General features: G+C 61.0%; 21 protein-coding genes. 5 read left to right on the top strand and 16 right to left on the bottom strand.

Features of this window, described 5'->3' with window-relative positions; translation table 11 throughout:
* Positions 1–169: 169 nt before the first annotated feature.
* Positions 170–1063: a LysR substrate-binding domain-containing protein gene (locus HGO40_RS21155; RefSeq protein ID WP_250964604.1), complete on the bottom strand. Its 894-nt coding sequence runs from the start codon at positions 1061–1063 to the stop codon at positions 170–172.
* A gap of 151 nt (positions 1064–1214) precedes the next feature.
* Between HGO40_RS21155 and HGO40_RS21150 the strand changes: the two genes are divergently transcribed.
* The 3 genes from HGO40_RS21150 to HGO40_RS21140 all read left to right on the top strand — a co-directional run bounded on the left by HGO40_RS21150 (position 1215) and on the right by HGO40_RS21140 (position 2613).
* The gene (locus HGO40_RS21150; RefSeq protein ID WP_250964603.1) at positions 1215–1628 is read left to right on the top strand and encodes a tautomerase family protein; all 414 of its coding nucleotides are present in this window, start codon (positions 1215–1217) and stop codon (positions 1626–1628) included.
* Between the two features lie 19 nt (positions 1629–1647).
* Entirely contained in the window at positions 1648–2334 is a 687-nt protein-coding gene (locus HGO40_RS21145; protein ID WP_250964602.1) for an energy-coupling factor ABC transporter permease, read from the top strand.
* 63 nt (positions 2335–2397) lie between these two features.
* Positions 2398–2613, top strand: coding sequence for a hypothetical protein (locus tag HGO40_RS21140; protein ID WP_053125334.1), 216 nt, complete (start codon positions 2398–2400; stop codon positions 2611–2613).
* A gap of 80 nt (positions 2614–2693) precedes the next feature.
* Here the strand turns inward: HGO40_RS21140 and yacG are convergent, their stop codons facing one another.
* Genes yacG through pilB form a run of 5 tightly spaced genes read right to left on the bottom strand, consistent with a single transcriptional unit; the run spans position 2694 to position 7324 of the window.
* The gene (gene yacG / locus HGO40_RS21135; RefSeq protein WP_250964601.1) at positions 2694–2900 is read right to left on the bottom strand and encodes a DNA gyrase inhibitor YacG; all 207 of its coding nucleotides are present in this window, start codon (positions 2898–2900) and stop codon (positions 2694–2696) included.
* Positions 2897–3520 (bottom strand): dephospho-CoA kinase, encoded by a 624-nt coding sequence (gene coaE, locus HGO40_RS21130; RefSeq protein ID WP_250964600.1) that lies wholly within the window; start codon positions 3518–3520, stop codon positions 2897–2899. Before coaE ends, yacG begins: the two co-directional genes overlap by 4 nt.
* A 12-nt stretch (positions 3521–3532) precedes the next feature.
* Positions 3533–4402 (bottom strand): prepilin peptidase, encoded by an 870-nt coding sequence (locus HGO40_RS21125; RefSeq protein WP_250964599.1) that lies wholly within the window; start codon positions 4400–4402, stop codon positions 3533–3535.
* Between the two features lies 1 nt (position 4403).
* Positions 4404–5621 (bottom strand): type II secretion system F family protein, encoded by a 1218-nt coding sequence (locus tag HGO40_RS21120; RefSeq protein WP_250964598.1) that lies wholly within the window; start codon positions 5619–5621, stop codon positions 4404–4406.
* A gap of 2 nt (positions 5622–5623) precedes the next feature.
* Positions 5624–7324: a type IV-A pilus assembly ATPase PilB gene (pilB, locus tag HGO40_RS21115; protein WP_250964597.1), complete on the bottom strand. Its 1701-nt coding sequence runs from the start codon at positions 7322–7324 to the stop codon at positions 5624–5626.
* Positions 7325–7548: 224 nt separating this feature from the next.
* On the opposite strand from pilB, the gene HGO40_RS21110 reads away from it, so the two are divergent.
* Both HGO40_RS21110 and HGO40_RS21105 read left to right on the top strand, forming a co-directional pair.
* Positions 7549–7980: a pilin gene (locus HGO40_RS21110; RefSeq protein WP_250964596.1), complete on the top strand. Its 432-nt coding sequence runs from the start codon at positions 7549–7551 to the stop codon at positions 7978–7980.
* Between the two features lie 286 nt (positions 7981–8266).
* Positions 8267–8620, top strand: coding sequence for a BON domain-containing protein (locus tag HGO40_RS21105; protein WP_207967178.1), 354 nt, complete (start codon positions 8267–8269; stop codon positions 8618–8620).
* A 336-nt stretch (positions 8621–8956) separates the two neighbouring features.
* Here HGO40_RS21105 and HGO40_RS21100 read toward each other — a convergent pair whose 3' ends face one another.
* The 10 genes from HGO40_RS21100 to HGO40_RS21055 all read right to left on the bottom strand — a co-directional run bounded on the left by HGO40_RS21100 (position 8957) and on the right by HGO40_RS21055 (position 23579).
* A complete protein-coding gene (locus tag HGO40_RS21100; RefSeq protein WP_250964595.1) occupies positions 8957–9253 on the bottom strand; it encodes a DUF2845 domain-containing protein in 297 nt (98 codons plus the stop codon).
* A 1-nt stretch (position 9254) separates the two neighbouring features.
* Positions 9255–12188: a DUF748 domain-containing protein gene (locus tag HGO40_RS21095; protein ID WP_250964594.1), complete on the bottom strand. Its 2934-nt coding sequence runs from the start codon at positions 12186–12188 to the stop codon at positions 9255–9257.
* Positions 12189–12308: 120 nt separating this feature from the next.
* Positions 12309–13325: a class I SAM-dependent rRNA methyltransferase gene (locus HGO40_RS21090; protein ID WP_250964593.1), complete on the bottom strand. Its 1017-nt coding sequence runs from the start codon at positions 13323–13325 to the stop codon at positions 12309–12311.
* A 140-nt stretch (positions 13326–13465) separates the two neighbouring features.
* Positions 13466–15403 carry an acetate--CoA ligase gene (gene acs / locus HGO40_RS21085; protein ID WP_250964592.1) on the bottom strand — a complete coding sequence of 646 codons (1938 nt, stop codon included), beginning with the start codon at positions 15401–15403 and terminating at the stop codon, positions 13466–13468.
* Positions 15404–15516: 113 nt separating this feature from the next.
* The gene (gene pgi, locus HGO40_RS21080) at positions 15517–17181 is read right to left on the bottom strand and encodes a glucose-6-phosphate isomerase (protein ID WP_250964591.1); all 1665 of its coding nucleotides are present in this window, start codon (positions 17179–17181) and stop codon (positions 15517–15519) included.
* A 372-nt stretch (positions 17182–17553) separates the two neighbouring features.
* On the bottom strand, positions 17554–18414 hold the full coding sequence (gene panC, locus HGO40_RS21075; protein WP_250964590.1) for a pantoate--beta-alanine ligase: 861 nt from the start codon (positions 18412–18414) through the stop codon (positions 17554–17556).
* Complete coding sequence (gene panB, locus HGO40_RS21070) at positions 18411–19211, bottom strand: 3-methyl-2-oxobutanoate hydroxymethyltransferase (protein WP_250964589.1); 801 nt, start codon at positions 19209–19211, stop codon at positions 18411–18413. Before panB ends, panC begins: the two co-directional genes overlap by 4 nt.
* Positions 19212–19541: 330 nt before the next feature.
* A complete protein-coding gene (gene folK / locus HGO40_RS21065; RefSeq protein ID WP_250964588.1) occupies positions 19542–20027 on the bottom strand; it encodes a 2-amino-4-hydroxy-6-hydroxymethyldihydropteridine diphosphokinase in 486 nt (161 codons plus the stop codon).
* A 3-nt stretch (positions 20028–20030) separates the two neighbouring features.
* Positions 20031–21428 (bottom strand): polynucleotide adenylyltransferase PcnB, encoded by a 1398-nt coding sequence (locus HGO40_RS21060; RefSeq protein ID WP_250964587.1) that lies wholly within the window; start codon positions 21426–21428, stop codon positions 20031–20033.
* Positions 21429–22145: 717 nt separating this feature from the next.
* Positions 22146–23579, bottom strand: coding sequence for a sigma-54-dependent transcriptional regulator (locus HGO40_RS21055; RefSeq protein WP_250964586.1), 1434 nt, complete (start codon positions 23577–23579; stop codon positions 22146–22148).
* Positions 23580–23590: the final 11 nt, after the last annotated feature.

Here is a 23590-nt window from a genome sequence, read left to right as displayed (position 1 = left end):
ACGGTCTGTACTGCGCGAACAGTCAGAATCGAGCCTTGTCCCTCCTCCTCCCTTCAAGTCCTACCATACAAGCGAGCTTGCTCGCGAAGAGGACAGCACATTCAACATCATCGTTGACTGTAATGCCGCCTTCGCGAGCAAGCCCGCTCCCACAGGATGAGCATTAGCTTCAGGCAGGGCCCGGCAGGCCATCCTGTTCAGCCTGACGCGCCAACCAGGCGCAGAAAAGATCCAGTTTCTTGCTGTGTTGCGCGCTGCGCTTGGCAATGTAGGAGTAGCGGCTTGGCTGAAATCCGAACGGTGCCACCAGGCGACCCAGGCGAATGTCATCGGCCACCAGGTGCCATGGCGCGACACCAATCCCCAAGCCGGCAATCGCCGCCTCCAACGTAAAGTAATAGTGCTCGTATTCCAGTCCGGCCGGCGCGCTGGCGGGGTATCCCATCGCATCGCCCCAGTTCGCCCAGGCATCCGGACGGGTTTTGGTGTGCAGGAGGGGATGGCGAAAAATCGAGCTCAAGTCAGTCAATTGGATACGCGCGGATAAGGACGGCGCCAAGACGATGCCCAATCGTTCGGCGAACAACAGGACGGTGTTTTTGCGTTCATCCACGACGTCCTGTTCTGCCGTGATCATCACGTCATAACGGTCCCGCCCCGGATCGGTCCCATGGACCGGTGAACTCAAGCGGATCTTGATCTGCGGGTAAGTCGTATTGAAGTCGAAAAGACGGGGAATCAGCCACTTGACCGTGAACGTGCTGAAGCAGGACACGTCGAGGGTGCCGGTCGCCGTGTCTCGGACCCTGCCCACCGCAGCCTCGATCTGATCCAGCGCGGCCGTCAATTCCGGCAGGAGTTCTTGCCCGGCAGGGGTGAGCTGCGGTTTGTTCTTTGGGCCTTCGAACAGGTCCACGCCAAGGCTCAGCTCCAACTGACGGACCTGGCGACTGACAGCGCCCGGTGTGACGGACAACTCTTCGGCGGCCGCATTCATCTTGCCCAGGCGGGCAGCCGCCTCGAAGGTACGCAGTGCATTCAATGGGGGTAGGTGACGTTTCATGAAGTGACTTTAACTCAATTACATCGGGCGCATAAATCGGTATCCGGTACGGTGGGGATTTCGCAGAATTCCCCGGCTTCCAGGGGGTTGTCGATTGTTCAACATCGCGACGATTGGAAGCATTTTCCCAATCAAATTGAGAGCACCTCACATGCCATTCGTTCGTACAGCCGTCACCAAGGGCACCAGCCAGTCGCAACGCCAGCACATTGTCGAGGGCATACACCAAGCGCTGGTCGAGAGCATTGGCATGCCCGAGGATGAATTGTTCAACCTGGTCACGGACTACGATCCCGAGCAGTTTTTCTACAGCCGCACGTTTAACGGTGTGGATCGTTCAGACCATTTGATCGTGATTGAGATTACGATGCGCAGGGGCCGCAGTGATGCGATGAAGCGCGAGCTCTACAGAAAAATTGCCGACAACCTCGGGATTCAAGCCCAGGTTCGTCCACAAGACGTTTTCATCTTCATGCATGAGAATGACTATTCGGATTGGTCGGTAGGCTTTGGTAGGTTTGCAATGGCTCTGGTACAACAACCAGGAAGTGTCGCTCCCCAATAGCGAACGAACGGAGTAACCCATGATCGGTGCCGAACTGCTCTCCTCGCAGACCCAGGCGGCCGGCTGGCTGGTGTATGTGCCGGTGTTGGCCTGGGCCTTGGTGCGGGCACCGTGGGTCGAGCTGTTCACCGACAGCCGTCGCCAGCACCTGTTGTTCGGCACGGTGCTGGCGTTGTTCATGCTGTGGCTGGTACGCCGGGATTTCGATACGGGTGTCTCGTATCATTTCATCGGCATGACCGCCGTGACGTTGCTGCTGGACTGGCCGTTGGCGATCCTGGGGGGCTTGTGCGCGCAGCTTGCGCTGGTGCTGCTGGGACGTCAGGACATGGCGGCGGTCGGGGGCAACGGCGCGCTGCTGATCCTGCTGCCGGTGCTGATCACCGAATGCTGCGCGATCCTGGTGGAGCGCGCCCAGCCACGCAATCTGTTTGTCTACATCTTCTGTTCGGGGTTTCTCGCCGCCGCGCTTTCGGCATTGGCGTGCCTGCTGCTTGGGCTTGGCCTGCTGTGGTACGACGGGATATTCGCCATGCCTTACTGGCTGGAGGATTTCATCGGCTACCTCTGGCTGATCATCTTCCCCGAGGCGTTCATCAACGGCATGGTGATCAGTGCGTTGGTGGTGTTCAGCCCCGAATGGCTGGAGACCTTCAACCGCACGCGCTACCTGTCGGCGCCGTGGAACGATGATGACAAGCCTTGATTCACGTCAAGGCTGCTCCATCACACGCCCTTCATGCTCTGGAAAACTTCCAGGAGCACAACCATGAGTGTTTATGAGTGGGCCAGACAAGAGATCAGGCGTAGCCACGACGCCGCCATGGAGATCGGTTTCGACCCGGGCTTGAGCTTGCGTGCCTTGCTCAGTGCCATCGTGCAGCAGAGCAAGACCGTGCGCAGCGCTGAAGACCTGGCCGACGAGTTGAGTTTCCTGGCGGAAAACCTCGACGATGAACAGGATTACGGTTTCATGCGGCCTTAGGGGAGAACTCCGTTACCTGAGATGACAATGAGCCGTGGCGAGGGAGCAAGCTCCCTCGCCACAATGATTCCTACCGGGCCTTAGTGATGGGAGCGAGGATTGAAGTCTTCGCTGAACAACTCATCCTCGGCGTCCGGGGCCACGGGGATCTTGTGTTCTTCCGACGCCCAGGCGCCCAGGTCGATCAGTTTGCAGCGGTCGGAACAGAACGGCCGGAATTTGCTCTCCGGGCTCCATTCCACGGGTGCGCCACAGGTTGGACAATCGACGGGTGGGGTTTGGCTCATGATTGGCCTCCACGCAAAGTAAGGTAAAAGTGATGCAGGCGCTCGACCTCGCTCTGCAGCCAGGCGAGGTCGCGGTCGTTGACCACCACGTAGTCGGCATGGATCAGGCGATCCTGGCGGCTGGATTGGGCCTTGAGGATCGCTTGGACCTGCTGCTCGCTGGTCTGGGCGCGCTGTAAGGTACGTTCGATCTGCAGTTGTTCTGGCGCGTCGATCACCAGGATCCGCTGGGTCATGGCGTACTGGCCTGACTCGATCAGCAGCGGCGACACCAGGATCGCGTAGGGCGATTGTGCCTGGGCCAGGTGATGGGCGATTTCCTCGGCGATCAACGGATGCAGCAGTGCTTCGAGCCAGCGGCGTTCCTCGGCCTGCTCGAAAATCAGCTTGCGCAGCGCCGCCCGATCCAGGGCGCCGTCGGCCTGTAATACGCCAGGGCCGAAGTGTTCGGCGATTTTCGCCAGCGCCGGGCGCCCGGGCTCGACCACCCAGCGTGCGGCGTGATCGGCGTCGACGGCGTGCACACCCAGGTCGATAAAATGCTGGGCCGCCGCGCTCTTGCCGCTGCCGATGCCACCGGTCAGGCCGAGGATCCAGGGTTTTTCCAGGGGGTTATTCATAAAAGATCGACATTAGAAACCGACAGACTGCCAGTAGAAGTCGGTTATTTGACCACCCCAGAGCAAGGCAATCCAGCCGGCAATGGCCAGATAAGGCCCAAAGGGGATTTGTGTCGACCCGGGAGCGTCACGCCGGCGCAGCACAATGACCCCGATAACGGCGCCCACCAGCGACGACAAGCGCAGCGTCAGCGGCAGGAGCTGCCAACCGCCCCAGGCGCCCAGCATTGCCAGCAGCTTGAAGTCCCCGTAGCCCATGCCTTCCTTGCCGGTGAGCAGCTTGACCACCCAGAACACCGACCACAGCGCCAGATAGCCGGCCACCGCGCCCCACATCGCCTGGTCCAAAGGAACGAACAGGCCGAAGCTGTTGACGATCAAGCCCAGCCACAACAACGGCAGCACCAAGGTATCGGGCAGCAATTGATGCTCGGCGTCGATCAGGCTCATGCCCAGCAGGCCCCAGGTCAACACCATCACCATGCCGGCCTGCCAGCCAAAGCCGAAATGCCAGGCGACGAATGCCGACAACGCGCCGCAGGCCACTTCGGTCAGGGGGTAACGCTTGCCAATGGGCGCGGCGCAACTCGAACAGCGGCCGCGCAACATCACGTAGCTGAGCACGGGGATATTTTCCCAGGCGCGGATGCGATGGTCGCAGTGGGGGCACTGGGAGTGCGGCAACATCAGGTTATAGACCGGGCCCGGGGCCTCAGCCGGCAGGCCCAGCAGATCGTGGGCTTGCAGGCGCCATTCGCGGTCGAGCATCTTCGGCAGGCGCCACACCAGCACGTTGAGGAAGCTGCCGATGATCAGGCCGAGCAATGCCGCAACGAGCACGAAAGCCAGGGGATACAGCACGAAAAATTCGCTCAAGGGCATGTCAGATCGCAGAGCCGAGTTGAAAGATGGGCAAGTACATGGCAACCACCAGGCCACCGACGACGATCCCCAGGATCACCATGATGAAGGGTTCCATCAGGCTGGTGAGGTTGTCCACCAGATTGTCCACTTCGGCCTCATAAAAGCTCGCGACCTTGTCGAGCATGTCGTCCAGCGCGCCGGATTCCTCGCCGATGGCGGTCATCTGGATGGCCAGGTTCGGAAAGATCCCCGACGCGCGCATGGAAAAATTCAACTGCATGCCGGTGGAGACGTCCTGGCGGATGCGCTGCACGGCGCGCTTGAATACGACGTTGCCGGTGGCGCCCGACACCGAATCGAGGGCTTCGACCAGCGGCACGCCGGCGGCGAAGGTGGGCGAGAGCGTGCGGGCAAAGCGAGCCACTGCGGACTTGTACATCAAGGTGCCGATCAAGGGGAGCTTGAGTAGCCATTTGTCCCGCCAGTCACGAAACGCCTGGGACCGCTTGAGGGCATATTTCACCCCGAAAAACGCGCCGGCCAAACCGCCCAGCAGCATCCACCACCACTCCTGCATGAACTCCGACAGGCCGATGACCATCACCGTGAAGGCCGGCAACTGCGCCCCGAACCCGGAGAAGACCGATTCGAACTGCGGCACCACCTTGACCAGCAGGATGCCAGTGACCACCGCTGCGACGAGTATCACCGCCGTCGGGTAGGTCATGGCTTTCTTGATCTTGGCCTTGAGGGCTTCGCTCTTTTCCTTGTAGGTCGCCACCCGGTCCAGCAGCGTATCCAGGGCGCCGGCCTGTTCGCCGGCGTCCACCAGGTTGCAGTACAGCTCGTCGAAGTACTGCGGGCATTTGCGCAGCGAGGCGGCGAAGCTGTTGCCGGCGGCAACTTCCTGCTTCACCGTATCCACCAGTTTGCGCATGTTGGGGTTGTCGAAGCCTTCGCCGATGATGTCGAACGCTTGCAGCAGCGGTACGCCAGCCTTGAGCATCGTGGCCATCTGGCGGGTGAAAAGGGCAATGTCCAGCGGCTTGATGCGCTTGCCCTTGCTGAATATCGAGGTGGATTTCTTGCGGACCTTCTCCGGGTTGATGCCTTGCTTGCGCAGTTGTGCCTTGACCAGGGCCGGGCTCTGGCCCGTCAGCTCGCCGGTCATTTTCGTGCCTTTGCGGTCCTTGCCTTCCCACGTGTACACATCGGTTTTGACTGCCTTGACCGCCATGTTCAATCCTTGGTGACCCGGTTGATTTCTTCGAGGCTGGTGACGCCCTGCATCACTTTGAGCAGCCCCGATGCGCGCAGGTCATTGAAGCCGTCGTTGCGCATCTGCAGATCGATTTCCAGCGAGTTGCCCTCGGCCATGATCAACCGTTGCAGCTCGGGCGTGTTCTTGACCACTTCGTAAACCCCCACGCGCCCTTTGTAACCGTGGTTGCACTGTTCGCAACCGACCGGCTCATAGATCGTGAATGTGCCGATGCGTTCCCGAGGGAAACCTTCCTTGAGCAAGGCTTCCTCGGGAACCTCGATGGCCTTCTTGCAGTGGTTGCACAGCTTGCGCGCCAGCCGCTGGGCGATGATCAGGTGCACGGCTGTGGCGATGTTGAACCCCGGAATGCCCATGTTCTGCAAGCGGATCAGGGTTTCGGCGGCGCTGTTGGTGTGCAGGGTGGACAGCACCAGGTGGCCGGTCTGGGCGGCCTTGATGGCGATTTCGGCGGTTTCCAGGTCGCGGATCTCGCCGACCATGATCACGTCCGGGTCCTGGCGCAGGAACGAGCGCAGGGCCTGGGCGAAGTCCAGCCCCTGGCGCGGGTTCACGTTGACCTGGTTGATGCCTTCCATGTTGATCTCCACCGGGTCTTCGGCGGTGGAAATGTTGATGTCCACGGTGTTGAGGATGTTCAGCCCGGTGTACAGCGACACGGTCTTGCCCGAGCCGGTCGGGCCGGTGACCAGGATCAGCCCTTGCGGTTGCTTGAGGGCGGCCATGTACAGGTCTTTCTGGTCCGTCTCGTAGCCCAGGGCATCGATGCCCATTTGCGCGCTGGACGGGTCGAGGATCCGGATCACTACTTTTTCGCCCCAGAGCGTGGGCAGGGTGTTGACCCGGAAGACGATGGACTTGGTTTTCGACAGGCGCACTTTCAGCCGGCCGTCCGGGGGTTTGCGCCGCTCGGAAATATCGAGGCTGGCCATGACCTTCAGGCGGGCGGCGATGCGGGTCGCCAATTGGATCGGCGGCTTGGCCACTTCCCGCAGCATGCCGTCGGTGCGCACCCGCACCCGGTAGGTTTTTTCGTAGGGTTCGAAGTGCAGGTCGGAAGAGCCGCCCTTGATCGCGTCCAGCAACATCTTGTTGACGAAGCGCACCACGGGCGCGTCATCGGTGTCTTGGGTGCCGATGGAGTCCTGCTTGGTGTCGTCGATCGATTCGATGTCCAGGCCATCGAGGTCAACATCGCCCATGCCTTCCAGGCCGGTGCTACTGGACTCGAAGAATTTTTCGATGGCGTCGCTGAGCTTGTCGTCCTCCACCAGGATGGCTTCGGTGGTCAGGCCGGTGCTGAACTGGATGTCGTTGATGGCCTGGTGATTGGTAGGGTCGGAGATGCCCACGTACAGCTTGTTGCCACGCCGCCACAGCGGCAGGGCGTGGTGCTGGCGCACCAGTTTTTCGCTGACCAGGCCGGTGGGCTGGGCTTCCTTGTCCAGGCTGTTGAGGTCCAGCAGGGCCACGCCGAAATGCTCCGAGGCGATTTCCGCGATCTGGCGGCTCTGGACCAGTTTGTTCTGCACCAGGTAGCTGACCAGGGGGATGCGGCTGCGTTGGGCCTGTTGATACGCCTGTTGCGCACTTTGCTCGGTGAGCAGTTCGGCCAGCACCAATTGCTTGGTCAGGCCGCTGAGGGCGATGTCATTCATGGGGATACCGGACGCGGACAGTTCATGACTTATAGCCTAGTCAAGCATCGACGCCAAACCAGCGGGCCAGGGTGACAAAAAACGTCAGATAGTGCGGTTGTTGAGGTAGGACGCCGCCGTTGTGCGGGATCGACACCCTTTATTGATGGGGCTTGAGGGTTGGCATGTGCCCTGCAATGGCGGTTTCAGGTCATGAGATTTCGACTCATGCATGGGAGATGTCTATGAACAAGCAAAAGGGCTTTACGCTGATCGAGCTGCTGATCGTCGTGGCGATCATCGGCATTCTGGCGACGTTTGCGTTGCCGCAGTATTCCAAGTATCAGGCGCGGGCGAAGGCGACGGCTGCACTGGCGGAAATTTCCGCTCTGAAGGTGCCGTTTGAGGACGTCATGAATCAAGGCCAAAATCCAGATGGAGACAACACTGGGGCAATTGCAAGCACCAGCAATTGTGCAATTACCGTTGCGGGCAATGCTGCGGCAGGAACAGGTACCATTCAATGCACGATTGCCAACGCGCCTGCACCCGTGCTGGCCAAGACGATTACCCTTAGCCGTGCAGCTACGGGCGCTTGGACCTGCGCTTCCACAGCCGCCCAGGAGTTCCTGCCAGCCGGCTGTACAGGAGCCGCAGCAGCAGCTCCTGCCGGTTGACCATTTGGAACAACGCCCATCGAAACCCCGCCCATGCGGGGTTTTTTACGTTAAAGAAATGCTTAGCATTTCAAAAAGTTAGCATCCGCATAAAACCCGCATGTTGCATGTCCAGAATCATCGCTTCATGCATTTTGCATGATCGCCAAAATCGCCGCTTCGCTTAACCTGCTGATTCATAAGCAATTTATAAATGTTTCAAAACTGGCACAGCCTTCGCACTACTCCTGTTAACCCTGCCGGGATTCATCTCCGGCGGTTTCTGAGAAAAACAGGAGTTACTCGTATGAAGAAGTTCGCTATCACTGCCGCCGCTGCTACCGCTCTGACCCTGACCATGGCTAGCGCATTCGCCGAGACCACTCAAGCAACTCAGGCGCCAATGATGCTGGCTGCAGGCGAAGTGACAGAGGCCAAAGAAGACGTTTCCGATACCTGGATCACTACCAAGGTCAAAGCTGACCTGGTTACTGAAAAAGGCATTCCAGGCACTGATATCAAAGTCGAAACCAACAACGGCGTTGTGTCCTTATCTTCGATGAACAAAGTCACTGAATCACAAAAAGACACCGCTGTGGCAATCGCCAAGAAAATCAAGGGCGTCAAGGACGTATCGGCTGACGGCCTGAAAGCCGAGTAAGGCCAAGGCTTCTCGCCTGGACTGGGAGAAGGCACGGCAAGCGGGCTGAGTCATACGCTTGCCGTTGCTTTGGAGTTCATGCGAAAGGCCATAGGGATGTGGCCATTACAGGCCTCCGGCATTCGTGTCGGGGGCCTGTTCTATTCCGAGAGGAGAAAGTGCGGGTGAAGTTTGTGGGGCTGTCTGGGAAACCGAGTTGTTCTTAATCGCGAGCAGGCTCGCTCCCACATTTAAATGCATTCAGCCTGACGAAACCCAATCCACTGTGGGAGCGAGCTTGCTCGCGAAGGCGGCAGCACAATCAACACATATGCCGCTAATTGTGTAGCGGCCCGGTCACCGCCCCCGCTTGCTGGTGATCTCCACCAGCCGATTCCCCTCGAAACGCAGGTACTGATACATGCCGTTGTTGGGGCCGTAGGTCAATTCTTCCACCGGGTATTCTTCCCGGCGATTGACACTGCGCTTGTAGCCCAAGTCATCCCGCGCCGCAGGCTGTCCGCACTTCTGCAGCACTTCGCCCAAGCGGTCGCCGACGCTGATCAACTGGTTGCCGCAGCGCAGCGTGGTGGCCGCCGATGCCTGGCCGGCTGCGAGCAATAGACCCAGGCCGAGCCCGTACCAGGGTTTCATCTTATTCGGCATCCAGATGCATAGGCGTGACCACCCGGCCATCGCTTTCGGCCTGGCCGAGGCTGGCGTCGATGAAATACACGCGGTCGTCGGCCAACTGACCTTTGTCCACCAGGAAATCCTTGATGCTGCTGGCCCGTTCTTGTCCCAGTTGGCGCAACAGCACGTCGCTGCCGCTCCAGAACTTGATCACGCCTTCGCGCAGTTTCTCGATGCGCGCCGTTTTATCCAGTTGCGTCCATTCGGCCGGCGGCTGGGTCTTGAGGCGCGTGCGGTAGATGCCTTCGAGCAGCGGTGCCTTTTCATCCTCGGGCACCTCTATCAGCGAAGCTTGGGCCGGAACCTTGTCACCCCGACGCTGGAGCATCTTGTAGTAGTTGTACTGGTATTCGCGCTCCAGCCGCTGGGCCGCGAGCAATGGCCCGTCGCTGCTTTCGGCGGCGGTACCCTCGATTTCCAGGCGCAGCTCCGGCCGTTTGGCCAAGGCTTCGGAGAGTTTGAGCAGCGTGCCTTCGTTATCCTTGCTCAGGTCGCTGGAGCCCGGCGCAAATGCGACGCTGCCCAGGACTTCCGAACCGCCGCCGGCCACCAGTCCACCAATGAGCTTGAACGGCGCCTGGGCCGCGCGGACCACCAGGTTGCGCAGGGTCTGCCAGACGATCGGCATGACGCTGAATTGTGGATCGTTGAGGTTGCCGCTGACCGGCAGTTCGATGGAAATCTTGCCCTCGGAGTCCTTGAGCAACGCGATGGCCAGTTTCAGCGGCAGGCTCACGGCGTCCGGGCTGTCGACTTTTTCCCCCAACTGCAATTGCTCGACCACCACCTTGTTGTCCGCCTGGAGCTGGCCCTTGGTGATGCGGTAATGCAGGTCGAGATTGAGTCGACCCTTGCGGATGCGATAGCCAGCGAACTTGCCGGAGTAGGGCGTCAGGGTAGTCAGCTCGACCCGCTTGAAGCTGGTGGCGAGGTCGAGGCTGGCCACCGGAGCGAAAGGGGTGACAGCGCCCTTGATGGTGACCGGCGCGTATCGGTCGACCTTGCCCTTGATGTCCACGCTGGCCGGTTTGGCCTGGCGGCTGTCGATGGTGCCGATCTGGCCATTGAGTTGCTGGATGGCCGTGGCGAAGTTGGGGGTCAGGCTGAAGTCGGCGAAGTTGGCCGAACCGTCATTGATGGCGACGCCGCCGATGTGGATGCCCAGCGGTTTTTCCTGGGTCGCCGGTTTGGCCGCGGTGCTCTTCGCGCCGCTGTCGGCCGGTTGCGGGATCAGCAGGTCATCGACGTTGGTGGTGCGGTCGTCATTGATCATGAACCGCGCGTAAGGCTGAAACAGGTTGACCTTGTCGATGGACAGGCTGTCGCCGTGCTGGTAGTTGAGGCCTTCGAGAACCAGCTTCTGCCACTTGAGGAAATCACGGGTCTTGAGGGTGTCGAGGGTGGGCAACTGGTCGACCTGGGCGCGGCCGGTGATGGCAAAGGCCAATGGCTCGGTGCTCTTGAGGTCGACCGCCAGGTCGCTGCCGAGCATCCCGGAGCGCAGCTCCAGGCGAATGAACGGATTGATGTACGCCTGGGCGACGCGCAGGTCGATGTCCTGGGTCTTGACCTTGAGCCTGGCGCTGATCGGGTTGAGGTTGACCTCGCCGTCGGCCAGGATCTTGCCCTGTTTGCCCAGCCCGGTGTCGAGCTTGAGGGTAAAGGGCGAGCCGTTGAGGGTGTCGTAGTTCTGCAGGTCGAGGTTCAGCGGGCCGACCTCCAGCGCCACGGCGGGCTGCGCCTGGCGGTCGGCCAAGTGCACGTGATAGTCGCGCAGTTGCACGTCCTTCAACAGCACCTGCCACGGTTTGCTCGGTGGTGCCGGTTCAGGTTTTGGCGAGTCGGCCGCCGCCGGGGCGGATGCTGGTTCAGCCTTGACCTGCGGTTTGGCCGGCTGGCTGGCGAAGAGTTTTTGCCAGTCCAGCTGCCCGTCTGCCTCGCGAGCGGCCCAGGTTTCCAGCTTCTGGCTACGGATCTTGCCCACTACCACTTGCTGCTTGGCCAGGTCTACCGTGGTTTCGCTGACATCCAGGCGCTCGAGTTTCACCAATGGACGGCCATCGGGGGCCTTGATGGCGAATGGAGCGACACTGACCGCGACATTGTTGAGCAGCAGTTCGGTGCCTTTGGCCAAGTTGAGCTTGTAGTCGGTGCTGAGGTTCAGGACGCCGTTTTCCAGCACCAGCGGTACGGCGTCGCGCACGTAGGGCCACCAGGCTTTCATCTGGCCACCAGTGACTTTGAGCGTACCCTGGGAAGCAAGTGGCGAGAGGCTGAAATTGCCCGTCCAGTCGATCAGCCCGCCCTCGGGGCCGGCGGCCACCAAGGTCATGTCGGCGTTGTCGTCGGGCAGGGTGCTGAGGTTCTTCAACTCGAAATCGAGGGTGTCGTACAGGAACTCGATGGGCTCGCTGGGGCGCAGGTCCTGGAAATGCACGTAACCGCCAGCCAACTTGATTCGATCGACCCGCAGCGGAAAAGGTTTGGCCTCGGGATCGGCGGGCGTCGGTTCGCTGGCTGGCAACTTGAACCGGCCCAGTAAATTCAACTGACCGTCCTTGGTGAACACGACTTCGGTCTTGGGCTTGTCCAGTTCGATGTCGACCAGGTGCAAGGCGCCGGACCACAGGCTGTCGAGTTGCAAATTGGCGTACAGCCGTTCGAAGCCGACTTGCTCTTTGCCCGGTTCGCCGATGTTCAAGCCCCAGAGGGTGACTTCAAGGCTGAAGGGATTGAGTTCGATGCGCTGGATCTGGGCCGGTACTGTCGCAAGGGCGGCCAATTGCTGGTTGGCGATGCGCAAGGCGATGCCTGGCAGAATCAGGAAACCCAACAGGCTGTAGAGGGCCAGTGCGGTCAACAGGGCGCCGATAGCGCGAATCAATCCTTTGGGCATGTGCGGCTTCATCTAGGTGTGAATTCGGAGTGCCTTGGAGTATGGCATGCGTTTACGGTTCCGAAGCCACTGTGATTTATGAGATTTATCTGGTTTCCCTGTGAGATTTCAGTCCGGGGCCTAGAGCTGGAGGATCAGCGTCTTGAGCGGCGGTTGCTGATCCAGGGAGGGGAAATCGCTGCCTGGGGTCAGCACGCTCCAGTCGCGCACCGGGCGGCCGGCTTTTTCCGCACAACGCAACACCTGCTCGCGCCAGTCGTCCATGGGCACTTTTGCCAGGTTGTTGCAGCAGATCAGCACACCATTGTCAGCGGTGGTGAGCAGCGCCGGTTTCAGCAGGCTTTGGTAGTCGCGCAACAGATCGACGGTGCCGAACGCACTTTTGGCCCAGGCCGGTGGGTCGAGTAGCACCAGGTCGTACTGGCGTTGCTCCAGGCGCACATAGCTGGGCAGTTTTTGCCCGCGACGCTGGCTGATGGGCAGGCCGGCCAGTTGGCGAATCGCCGGGAAGTAATCCGACTGCACGAATTCCATGGGCTGCAAATCGGGGTTGAGCAGGCCGTTTTCACGGCCCACTGCCAGGTTGCCTTCGGCGAAGTCCAGGTTGCACACTTCACGCGCGCCACCCGCAGCGGCGCTCAGGCCGACGCCGCAGGTGTAGGCAAACAGGTTCAACACGCTTTTGCCGCGGCTGTGTGCCTTGACCCAGCCCCGGGCGTTGCGCAGGTCGAGGAACAGCAGTGGATCCTGCCCGGCATGCCGGCCACGGACACGATAATTCAAGCCCCACTCATGCCCGACCAGGTCTTGCAGGGCGGCTTCGTCTGCCTGATAGACCATGTCCTGGCGGTCGACGCGGGAATTGCCCCGGGCGCGGTCGTTGTAGACCAACAGGGTCTCCAGGCCCAGGCGTTCGTTGACAATGCCATGCAGCTGCAACAGGTCGTCCCGTTCCAGCGACTGGTGGAAGCTCTGCACCAGCAGTTGCGGGCCATAGCGGTCGATGGTCAGGCCGGGCGCGCCTTCCTGGCTGCCATGGAACAGGCGATAGCAGTCGGTGCCTTGCTGATGCAGTTGGCCGAGCAGCTCCAGGCGATGGTCGAGGGCGGCGCGCAGCGCCTGATTCAAGGAAGACATGCCGGGCGCGCCTTAGAGAAATGAGGCGCGGGAGTTTAGCAGTTATGGCTGGCGTGGTCCTTGTGGGAGCGAGCTTGCTCGCGATGGCGGTCAAGACTGACAGGGCCCCATCGCGAGCAAGCTCGCTCCCACAGGAATCCTCAGCGATTCAGCCGTTTGTCGATCAACCCCTCCACCACGCTTGGATCGGCCAGGGTCGAGGTGTCGCCAAGGCTGTCGAGTTCGTTGCAGGCGATCTTGCGCAGGATGCGCCGCATGATCTTGCCCGAGCGGGTCTTGGGCAACGCCGGCGCCCACTGGATCAGCTCCGGCTTGGCGAAGCTGCCGATTTCCTTGCTGACGTGAGCCAACAATTCTTTCTTCAACTCGTCGTTGGCCTCCACACCGTTCATCGGCGTGACAAACGCATAGATGCCCTGGCCCTTGAGGGCGTGGGGGTAACCGACCACGGCGGCTTCGGCGATGCTGTCATGCAGCACCAGGGCGCTTTCCACCTCGGCGGTGCCAATGCGATGCCCGGAGACGTTGATCACATCGTCGATACGCCCGGTGATCCAGTAGGCGCCGTCTTCGTCGCGGCGCGCGCCGTCGCCAGTGAAGTAATAACCCGGATAGGGCTTGAAGTAGGTGTCGACCATGCGTTGATGGTCGCCGTAGACACTGCGAATCTGCCCCGGCCAACTGGATTTGATCGCCAGCACACCGCTGCCGGCACCGTTGATTTCCTTGCCCACCTCATCCAGCAAGATCGGTTGCACGCCGAACATCGGCCGTGTGGCGCAGCCTGGCTTGAGCCGTGGGGCACTGACCAATGGGCTGAGCATGATGCCGCCGGTTTCGGTCTGCCACCAAGTATCGACAATCGGGCAGCGCTGTTCGCCTACCACGTTGAAATACCATTCCCACGCCTCCGGGTGGATCGGCTCGCCGACGCTGCCGAGCAATCGCAGGCTTTTGCGGGACGTTTCCTGCAACGGTCCGGCTCCTTCACGCATCAACGCGCGCAGGGCGGTCGGCGCGGTGTAGAAGATGTTGACCTGATGCTTGTCGATCACTTGCCAGAAACGCGAACTGGTGGGGTGGCTCGGCACGCCCTCGAAGATCAGCGTGGTGGCGCCGTTCGCCAGCGGGCCATAGACAATGTAGCTGTGGCCGGTGACCCAGCCGACGTCGGCGGTGCACCAGAACACCTCGTTGTCGCGGTAGTCGAGTACGTACTTGAACGTCATCGCCGCTTGCAGCAGATAGCCGCCGGTGGTGTGCAGCACGCCCTTGGGCTTGCCGGTACTGCCTGAGGTGTAGAGGATGAACAGCGGGTCTTCGGCGTCCATCGGTTCGGGCGGGCAATCGTCGCTGATGTCGTGCAGGGCCTGGTGATACCAGAGGTCACGAGCTTCTGCCCAGTCCACTTCGCCCTGGGTGCGCTCGACCACCAGCACGGTGCTGACGTTCGGGCAGCTTTCCAGGGCCTTGTCGACGTTGCGCTTGAGCGGTATGAAGCGCCCGCCGCGTACACCTTCGTCAGCGGTGATCACGGTGCGGCAATCGGCGTCGAGAATCCGGTCGCGCAGGGAGTCCGGCGAGAAGCCGCCGAACACCACCGAATGCACCGCGCCGATGCGGGTGCAGGCGAGCATGGCGTAGGCGGCCTCGGGGATCATCGGCATGTAGATGCAGACCCGGTCGCCTTTCTTCACGCCACGGCTTTTCAGCACGTTGGCCAGGCGGCAGACATGATTGTGGAGTTTCTTGTAGGTAATTTGCGCCGATTCGGCAGGGTCGTCGCCTTCCCAGATGATCGCGATCTGGTCGCCCCGTGTGTCCAGGTGACGGTCGATGCAATTGGCGCTGACGTTCAGCTTGCCGCCGGCGAACCAGGTCGCGTCGCCGTTCTTGAGGTCATAGCGCTGGACGGTTTGCCAGGGCGTCATCCAGTCGAGAAAGCGCGTGGCCTGCTCGGCCCAGAAGGCGCTGGGGTGTTCGATGGATTCTTTGTAGAGCCGCTTGTACTCGTCCTGACTCAGTTGCGCAGCCCGGCGGACGGCATCGGCGTGGGGGTACTGGCTGATATCGAACATGACGGTTCCTTATTCTTGTTTTGCGACAAGATATAAAGATGCGCCCAGTAGCCTGAGGGTTCAAGTCACACACAAAGCAACTGTGACAAAGCAACTGTGGGAGCGGGATACGATCAGCCGCGATGACGCCCGCGGAAGTAGTTGATCAAGCCTTGGGTCGAGGCGTCTTCGGCCGGGTTTTCTTCGCTGCCTACCAGGCGGTTGTAGACACCCTTGCCCAGTTCCTTGCCCAGCTCCACGCCCCATTGGTCGAAGGCGTTGATGCCCCAGACCACGCTCTGCACGAACACTTTGTGCTCATACAGCGCCACCAGTGCGCCGAGGCGCCGTGGGCTGATGCGTTCGACCACCAGGGTGTTGCTTGGGCGGTTGCCCGGGATCACCTTGTGGGAGGCCAGTTTCTGCACCTCTTCTTCGCTGGCGCCCTTGTCCCGCAGCTCGGCTTCGGCCTCGGCGCGGGTCTTGCCCAGCATCAGTGCCTGGCTCTGGGACAGGCAGTTGGCGTACAGCCACTGGTGATGGTCGGCAACCGGGTTGAAGCTGACGATCGGCACGATGAAGTCGGCCGGGATCAACTGGGTGCCCTGGTGCAGCAACTGGTGGTAGGCGTGCTGTCCGTTGCAGCCAACGCCGCCCCAGATGACCGGGCCCGTGTCGGTCGACACCGGGGTACCGTCCTGGCGCACGCTCTTGCCGTTGGATTCCATGTCCAACTGCTGCAAATGTTTGGTGATGTTACGCAGGTAGTGGTCGTACGGCAGGATCGCATGGCTCTGCGCACCCCAGAAGTTGCCGTACCACACGCCCAGCAGCGCCAGCAGCACCGGCATGTTCTGCTCGAATGGGGCGCTCTGGAAATGCTGGTCCATGGAATAGGCGCCGGACAACAATTCCTTGAAGTTCGACATGCCGATGGCCAGGGCGATCGGCAGGCCGATGGCCGACCACAGCGAGTAGCGCCCGCCGACCCAGTCCCACATCGGGAAGATGTTTTCTTCACGGATGCCGAAGGCCACGGCGGCGGCATTGTTGCTCGACACGGCGATAAAGTGGCGATACAGCTCCGCTTCGGAACCACCCTGGGCCAGGTACCAGGCGCGGGCGGCCTGGGCGTTCTTCAGGGTTTCGAGGGTGTTGAATGATTTCGACGAGACGATGAACAGCGTGGTTTCGGCGCGCAGCTTCATGGTCAGTTCGTGAAATTCGCTGCCGTCGATGTTTGCCAGGTAGTGGCAGCGAACGCCTTTGTGCGTGTAGGACAACAGCGCTTCGGACACCAACTGCGGTCCGAGGAAGGAACCACCGATGCCAATGTTTACCACGTCGGTGATGGGCTTTTCGGTGTAGCCGCGCCACAGGCCGTCGTGAATGCGGCCGACCAGGTCAGTGATCTGGTTCAGCACCTTGTGCACGTCCGGCATCACGTTGACGCCGTTGACCAGCAATTTGTCGCCCACCGGCCGACGCAGGGCGGTGTGCAGGGCGGGGCGGTTTTCCGAGGCGTTGACGATTTCGCCTTCGAACAGCGCGTTGATCGCGCCCTTGAGGTCGACTTCGTTGGCCAGGCCCACCAGCAAGTCGCGGGTCTGGGCGTTGATCAGGTTTTTCGAGTAGTCGAGAAACAGACCGCAGCTCGACAGGGTGAATTGTGTGAAACGCTGCGGATCGGCATTGAACGCTTCGCGCATGCTGAAATCCTGCATGGCTTTGCGGTGGTCATTCAGCGCTTGCCAGGCTGGCAGAGCGGTCACGTCATGAGGGGTTCGGTAATACGCCATCGCTGCGGCTTTCCTTTTTACTTGAACGACCTTTTGTACACGAAAAATTCCGGCGCGGCTCGAGGTGGGCGTCCGGACACTGCATCGACACGATCGCCGGACACAGGGCGACTACAGTAAACCTCGCGTTGCGATCTGTCTTGACTTTGTCTGACTGGTTCACGGTACTTTTTTATACATCGAGGATGGGAAGGGGGCGACAGACGGAAATGCGGCGAGGTCTTGCGGGCAATCTGAATTGCTGTGGGCCGAGCCTTGTGGGAGCAAAGCTTGCTCGCGACGATGCGGTCACATTCAACGCCTATGTCGACTGTCAGACCGCTATCGCGAGCAAGCTTTGCTCCCACAGGCTCCTGCTCCCACAAGGGGGCTTCAGGCGGGCGTGTCGAGATCCAGATGCAGGTTGTCGATCAGGCGCGTGGTGCCCAGGAAGGCGGCGACCAGAATCACCAGGTCGCGGTCCTCGCTCGACGCTGGACGCAAGGTCTTGGCGTGACGGATTTCCAGATAGTCTGGACGCAGGCCGGCGGCTTCGAGCTGCTTGAGCTGCGCACCGATCAGCGCCGGGAAATCCCGCTGACCCTGCTTGATCGCCTCGGCGATCTGGTTCAGGGCGCGATAGACCACGGGCGCGACGGCGCGTTGGTCCGGGCTGAGGAAACCGTTGCGTGACGACAGAGCCCGGCCGGCTTCGGCGCGAGCGGTCGGCTCGCCGATGATCTGGATCGGCATGTTCAGGTCATGGACCAGGGCGCGGATCACCGCCAGTTGCTGGAAATCTTTCTGGCCAAACACCGCCAGGTCAGGCTGGACCATATTGAACAGTTTGCTGACCACCGTCGCCACACCCTCGAAATGCCCGGGACGGCTGGCGCCGCACAAGCCTTCGGACAATTGCGGAACGCTGACCCGGGTTTGTCCGGTCATGCCGTCGGGGTACATCTCTTCGACGCTGGGGGCGAACAGCAAGTGGCAGCCGGCCTGGAGCAGCTTCTCCTGGTCGGCCGCCAGGGTACGGGGGTATTTGTCCAAGTCCTCGCCGGCGCCGAATTGCAGCGGGTTGACGAAAATGCTCGCCACCACGAAGTCGGCCCGTTGCGCAGCCTTGGTGACCAACGCCACGTGACCGCTGTGCAGGTTGCCCATGGGCGGCACGAAGGCAATGCGCTTGCCTTCGCCGCGGGCACGGGCCACGGCGGCCCGCAGTTCGCGTACGGGTTTGACGGTGTTCATGCAGAAAATCCGTGTTCGGTGCCCGGGAAGGTCGCGGCCTTGACTTCCGCGACGTAGGCACTCAAGGCGCCGTGGATAGAGGTTTGCCCAGCCATGAAGTTCTTGACGAACTTGGGCACGCGCCCGGTGAGCGATAATCCGAGCATGTCGTGCAGCACCAGTACCTGACCGTCGGTAGCGCTGCCGGCGCCGATTCCGATCACTGGAATCTTCACCGCCTGGGTGATTTCTTCAGCCAGCTCGCTGGGCACGCATTCGAGCAGCAACATCGCCGCGCCCGCCTGCTCCAGGGCAATCGCATCGGCGCGCATCTGCCGCGCCTGGTTCTCATTGCGGCCCTGGACCTTGTAGCCGCCGAGGATATTCACCGCTTGGGGGGTCAGGCCCAGGTGGGCACACACTGGAATGCCTCGCTCGGCCAGTAGCCGAATCGAATCGGCCAGCCACAACGCGCCTTCGACCTTGACCATGTGGGCTCCGGCCTGCATCAGCATGGCGCTGTTGGTCATGGTTTGCTCGAGGGTGGCGTAGGCCATGAACGGCAGGGCGGCGAGGATCAACGCATCGGTGTTACCACGTTTGACGGCGGCCACATGGTAGGCCATCTCGGCGGTGGTCACCGGCAGCGTGCTGTCGTGACCTTGCAGCACCATGCCGAGGGAATCGCCCACCAGCAGCACTTCGACACCGGCCTCGTTGCAGGCGTGGGCGAAGGTTGCGTCATAGCAGGTCAGCATGGTGATTTTTTCACCTTTTTGCTTGAGACCTTGCAGCGTGGTCAGGGTAATAGCTGGCATGAAAAAGTCCTCATTAGGCGCTCGAATTCAGGCGCACCTTCTATGCGTGGTGCTTGTAAGGCCTGGATTACGCCCATTAGCGCCGCGTTGGCGGCGACGGGACGCCTATAGTCGTGAGGAGCACTCGGGAAGTCAATTGGATGTGTTACCGCCGGGTGTTACCGGGGTGACTGATGCGTTTCAGCGTAGGGGCGTGTTCCGAATCTGACTGCTGGGTCCCGGATCCTGTGGGAGCGAGCTTGCTCGCGATAGCAGTGTGTCAGTCATCCTGGATGCTGGATGTGATGACGCCATCGCGAGCAAGCTTGCTCCCACAGGAGGTGGTGTTCGTCAGATTGGTGGCAAGCGTTCCAGGCCGACGAATGGGCACGCCGCAAGGAGATCCTTGAGCAGGCGCCCATCGGCCAGACGCAGGTCGGCGGGGGCCAGTTCGGCCAGCGGGTAGAGCACAAAGGCCCGGGCCTGCATGTGGTAGTGGGGAACCTTGAGGCGTGGCTCGTCGATCAGGTGATCACCGAACAGCAGGATGTCCAGATCCAAGGTGCGCGGCCCCCAACGTTCGAGGCGTTCGCGACCCTGTCCGGTTTCGATGGCTTGCAGCGCATCGAGCAGGTCCAGTGGTGCCAGGCGGCTATCCAGCGCTGCCACCGCGTTGGTGTAGCGGGGCGGGCCGGGGAGCAAAGAATCGCTTTGATAAAACGCCGAGACACCTCCCAGTTGCGTGTCAGGCAACTGCGCCAGCGCTTGGACGGCGCTGCGCAATTGTTCGGCGGGTTCGGCGAGGTTGCTGCCCATGCCGATGTAGATGCGTTCCATCGATTATTCGCCCGAAGCGCTCGGTTCACTGGCCCGTTTACGCTTGGCACCGCTGCTGCGACGACGCTTGCGTGGGCCGCTGGCGCCGTCATCCTTGCCGCTGAGCTCGCGAATCATGTCGCGACGCTCGCTGTCGTTGGCGTCCTGGTAGTCGGTCCACCATTCGCCCAGGCCATCGGTCTGCTCGCCTGCGCTTTCACGCAGCAGGAGGAAGTCGTAGCCGGCGCGGAACCGCGGGTTGTCCAGCAGCAAGTCGGCACGTTTGCCGCTGCGCCGTGGCAGGCGCTCCTGCATGTCCCAGATCTCGCGGATCGGCATCGTGAAGCGTTTTGGAATGGCGATGCGCTGGCACTGTTCGGCGATCAGCTCGTGGGCGGCTTCCTGCATCGCCGGGATCGGCGGCATGCCACGGTCTTGCAGGCGCAGCACCCGGGCCGGCAGGGCAGGCCAGAGCAGGGCGGCGAACAGGAACGCCGGCGTCACCGGCTTGTTCTGCTTGATGCGCAGGTCGGTGTTGATCAGTGCTTCGCTGATCAAGGTGTGGGTATAGGTCGGATTGTGCTCCAGGGCCTCGGCACTGGCGGGGAACAGCGGATCGAACAACTGCAAGTCCACCAGCATCTCGAAGGTATCTGCCGCGTTGCCCGACAGGAACAGCTTGAGCACTTCCTCGAACAGGCGGGCCGAGGGGATTTCTCGCAACATCGGCGCCAGTTCGCGAATCGGCGTGGCGCTGTGTTTTTCGATGCCGAAATTCAGCTTGGCGGCGAAACGCACGGCCCGCAGCATCCGCACCGGGTCTTCCTGGTAGCGTTGCTTGGGATCGCCGATCAGGCGGATCAGGCGATTGCGGATGTCGTGTACACCGTTGGCGTAATCGAGGATGCGTTCGCTGACCGGATCGTAATACAGGGCGTTGATGGTGAAGTCGCGGCGTTGCGCGTCTTCTTCCAGCGTGCCGTAGACGTTGTCGCGCAGGATGCGCCCGCTCTCGTTGCGGGAAGACTGGTTGCTGTCTTCCTCTTCATCGCTCTGCGGGTGATTGGCCCGGAAAGTCGCCACTTCGATGATTTCGCGGCCGAAATGGATATGGACCAGCTTGAAGCGCCGGCCAATGATCCGGGCGTTGCGAAACTCGGCCCGTATCTGTTCCGGCGTGGCGCTGGTGGCAACGTCGAAATCCTTGGGTGTGATGTTGAGCAGCATGTCGCGCACGCAGCCACCGACCAGGTAAGCCTGGTAGCCGGCGTTCTGCAAACGTTCGACGATGTTCACCGCATAACGGCTGAACTGGGCCTTTTGCAGTGAATGCTGGCCGCTGTTGAGCACTTCAGGCGTGCTGCGAATATGTTGCGTACGACGCAAGGGAGAACGGAATGACTGGAACAGCTTCTTCAGCATGGGATGCACTGTTTGAAGGAATGTTCGGCCAAAAACGAAGAATGACCGCATGATGGGCGGGGATTCTAGCATTTAGTCGAGGGATGGTGTAGGACAGAGGAGTTTTGGGCTGCAAGCTTTCAGCGATAGGCGTGTAGGCGGCGGGGAAGGCGGAACGCCAGAAACCACAAGGGGAGCCGAAGCTCCCCCAGAATTAGTTGCGTGCTCTGTTTTTATTATTGGTTTCGGGCTTCTTGTTTTTGTTGAGTGCCCGCGCCACGAGGTTTTCCCTTCGTGACCCTCCCAATCGGGAGCCAAGAGCAAACGGATTGCTTTGGTCGCTGTGTTGCAGTGATCAATCGATCCAACCAGTTCAGGCAGCTGTCTTGAGACAGTTTTTATTATTCTCGGCCTGGTTGCGGGGCAAGCCCCAAATACAACGCCTCTCCAAAAGAATCAGTTAGCTGCGCCTCTCGCCGTCTTGTTTTTATTGTGCGTGAGTCGATTCGTCTTATTTTTATTGTCTTTTGCATTGCTTGTTATTGTTCTTGTACCAAAGCTATAGCAGGGTGCGTGCCAACTTTTGCGAGACCCAGCGAAACCGGGGGTTATAGGGTTATAGCCATTTTTTCGAGGCGAAAAAAAGCCGGGGTTTCGTTACCGTAAACCCCGGCTTCTGTTACGTGAAAAAGACTGGGGTAACAGTTTTTTCACATTCAGCGGTGTTACCCCCACACCTCAGCTTTCGCTGGTCGCTCCGGTCTTGCGTCGTGGAATCCCCAGGCGCTGACGACGTTCCCACAGGCACTTGCGGCTGACGCCCAGCTTGCGTGCCAGTTCGGTTTCGGTCATGTGGTCCTGGTGCTCGAGGACGAAGTGCTGGAAGTAATCCTCCAGGGACAGGTCTTCGGTAGGTTCGTGGCTGGTGTTGTTGGCGCCGCCGCCCTGTTGCGGGGCCAGGCCGATGAATTCTTCGTCGTCCAGGTCACTGAGCTCGATATCGATGCCCAGCAGGTCGGCGGAAATTTCCGGGCTCTCGCACAGGATCACCGCCCGCTCGACCGCGTTTTCCAGTTCTCGAACGTTACCCGGCCAGGCGTAATGACGAATGGCCTGTTCGGCGTCCGGGGCGAACTTGAGGTCGGTGCGGTTGACCCGCGCGCTCTGGCGGGCCAGAAACGCCTGGGCGATTTCATTGACGTCGGCGCCACGCTCGCGCAGGGCAGGGAGCTTCAAGGCGATCACGTGCAAGCGGTAGTACAAGTCTTCGCGGAACTGGCCAATTTTCGCCAGGCTCTTGAGGTCACGGTGGGTGGCCGCGATCAGGCGGACATCGACCTTTTGCGACTGCACCGAGCCGACCCGGCGGATTTCGCCTTCCTGGAGCACCCGCAGCAACCGCGCCTGGGCTTCCAATGGCAGCTCGCCGATTTCATCGAGGAACAACGTACCGCCGTCCGCCGCTTCCACCAGCCCGGCACGCCCGGCGCTGGCGCCGGTGAACGCGCCCTTCTCGTGACCGAACAGTTCGGACTCGCGCAGGCTGTCCGGAATCGCCGCGCAGTTCACCGAAATCATCGGTGCCTTGGCCCGGCGCGCCAGGTTGTGCAGGGCACGGGCCACCAATTCCTTGCCGGTGCCCGACTCGCCCTGGATCAGGACGTTGGAGTCGGTCGGCGCGACTTTGCGGAGCTTGCCGTACAGGTCCTGCATGGGCGGGCAGGAGCCAATGATGCCGATTTCGCCATTATTGTTGCTGGCGCCGGCTTTCGCCGACGCGCTGGCCTTGCCGACGGGTTCCGCAGGATTGCTGGTGGCCGCCTGTCGATCCCGCAGGATGCGGGCCACGGCCTGGAGCATCTCGTCGTGGTCGAACGGTTTGGCGATGTAGTCCACCGCGCCCATTTTCATGGAGTCGACCGCCGAGCGCAGGCTGGCGTAGCTGGTCATGATCAGCACCGGCGTGCCCTGGCCGAGCTTGAGCAGCTCGGTGCCCGGGGCGCCAGGCAGGCGCAGGTCGCTGACGATCAGGTCGAACGTGGGGATGCTGAAACGTTCTTGTGCTTCCTGCACTGAACCGGCTTCGCTGACCTGGTACTGGTTGCGTTCCAGCAGGCGGCGCAAGGCGGAGCGGATAATTGTTTCGTCTTCGACGATCAAAATGTGCGGCATTGATTCGATTC

Origin of the sequence: Pseudomonas sp. CG7 (assembly GCF_023701885.1) — a bacterium.
GTDB classification, from domain to species: Bacteria; Pseudomonadota; Gammaproteobacteria; order Pseudomonadales; family Pseudomonadaceae; genus Aquipseudomonas; species Aquipseudomonas zanjanensis.
The sequence above is the reverse complement of the archived record's forward strand: the minus strand, read 5'-3'. Positions and strand labels throughout refer to the sequence as shown.

Bases quoted from the DNA above. Each gene is read 5' to 3' on its own strand.
- HGO40_RS21155 (WP_250964604.1), bottom strand. From the start codon at position 1,063: ATGAAACGTCACCTACCCCCATTGAATGCACTGCGTACCTTCGAGGCG.
- HGO40_RS21150 (WP_250964603.1), top strand. From the start codon at position 1,215: ATGCCATTCGTTCGTACAGCCGTCACCAAGGGCACCAGCCAGTCGCAA.
- HGO40_RS21145 (WP_250964602.1), top strand. From the start codon at position 1,648: ATGATCGGTGCCGAACTGCTCTCCTCGCAGACCCAGGCGGCCGGCTGG.
- HGO40_RS21140 (WP_053125334.1), top strand. From the start codon at position 2,398: ATGAGTGTTTATGAGTGGGCCAGACAAGAGATCAGGCGTAGCCACGAC.
- yacG (WP_250964601.1), bottom strand. From the start codon at position 2,900: ATGAGCCAAACCCCACCCGTCGATTGTCCAACCTGTGGCGCACCCGTG.
- coaE (WP_250964600.1), bottom strand. From the start codon at position 3,520: ATGAATAACCCCCTGGAAAAACCCTGGATCCTCGGCCTGACCGGTGGC.
- HGO40_RS21125 (WP_250964599.1), bottom strand. From the start codon at position 4,402: ATGCCCTTGAGCGAATTTTTCGTGCTGTATCCCCTGGCTTTCGTGCTC.
- HGO40_RS21120 (WP_250964598.1), bottom strand. From the start codon at position 5,621: ATGGCGGTCAAGGCAGTCAAAACCGATGTGTACACGTGGGAAGGCAAG.
- pilB (WP_250964597.1), bottom strand. From the start codon at position 7,324: ATGAATGACATCGCCCTCAGCGGCCTGACCAAGCAATTGGTGCTGGCC.
- HGO40_RS21110 (WP_250964596.1), top strand. From the start codon at position 7,549: ATGAACAAGCAAAAGGGCTTTACGCTGATCGAGCTGCTGATCGTCGTG.
- HGO40_RS21105 (WP_207967178.1), top strand. From the start codon at position 8,267: ATGAAGAAGTTCGCTATCACTGCCGCCGCTGCTACCGCTCTGACCCTG.
- HGO40_RS21100 (WP_250964595.1), bottom strand. From the start codon at position 9,253: ATGAAACCCTGGTACGGGCTCGGCCTGGGTCTATTGCTCGCAGCCGGC.
- HGO40_RS21095 (WP_250964594.1), bottom strand. From the start codon at position 12,188: ATGCCCAAAGGATTGATTCGCGCTATCGGCGCCCTGTTGACCGCACTG.
- HGO40_RS21090 (WP_250964593.1), bottom strand. From the start codon at position 13,325: ATGTCTTCCTTGAATCAGGCGCTGCGCGCCGCCCTCGACCATCGCCTG.
- acs (WP_250964592.1), bottom strand. From the start codon at position 15,403: ATGTTCGATATCAGCCAGTACCCCCACGCCGATGCCGTCCGCCGGGCT.
- pgi (WP_250964591.1), bottom strand. From the start codon at position 17,181: ATGGCGTATTACCGAACCCCTCATGACGTGACCGCTCTGCCAGCCTGG.
- panC (WP_250964590.1), bottom strand. From the start codon at position 18,414: ATGAACACCGTCAAACCCGTACGCGAACTGCGGGCCGCCGTGGCCCGT.
- panB (WP_250964589.1), bottom strand. From the start codon at position 19,211: ATGCCAGCTATTACCCTGACCACGCTGCAAGGTCTCAAGCAAAAAGGT.
- folK (WP_250964588.1), bottom strand. From the start codon at position 20,027: ATGGAACGCATCTACATCGGCATGGGCAGCAACCTCGCCGAACCCGCC.
- HGO40_RS21060 (WP_250964587.1), bottom strand. From the start codon at position 21,428: ATGCTGAAGAAGCTGTTCCAGTCATTCCGTTCTCCCTTGCGTCGTACG.
- HGO40_RS21055 (WP_250964586.1), bottom strand. From the start codon at position 23,579: ATGCCGCACATTTTGATCGTCGAAGACGAAACAATTATCCGCTCCGCC.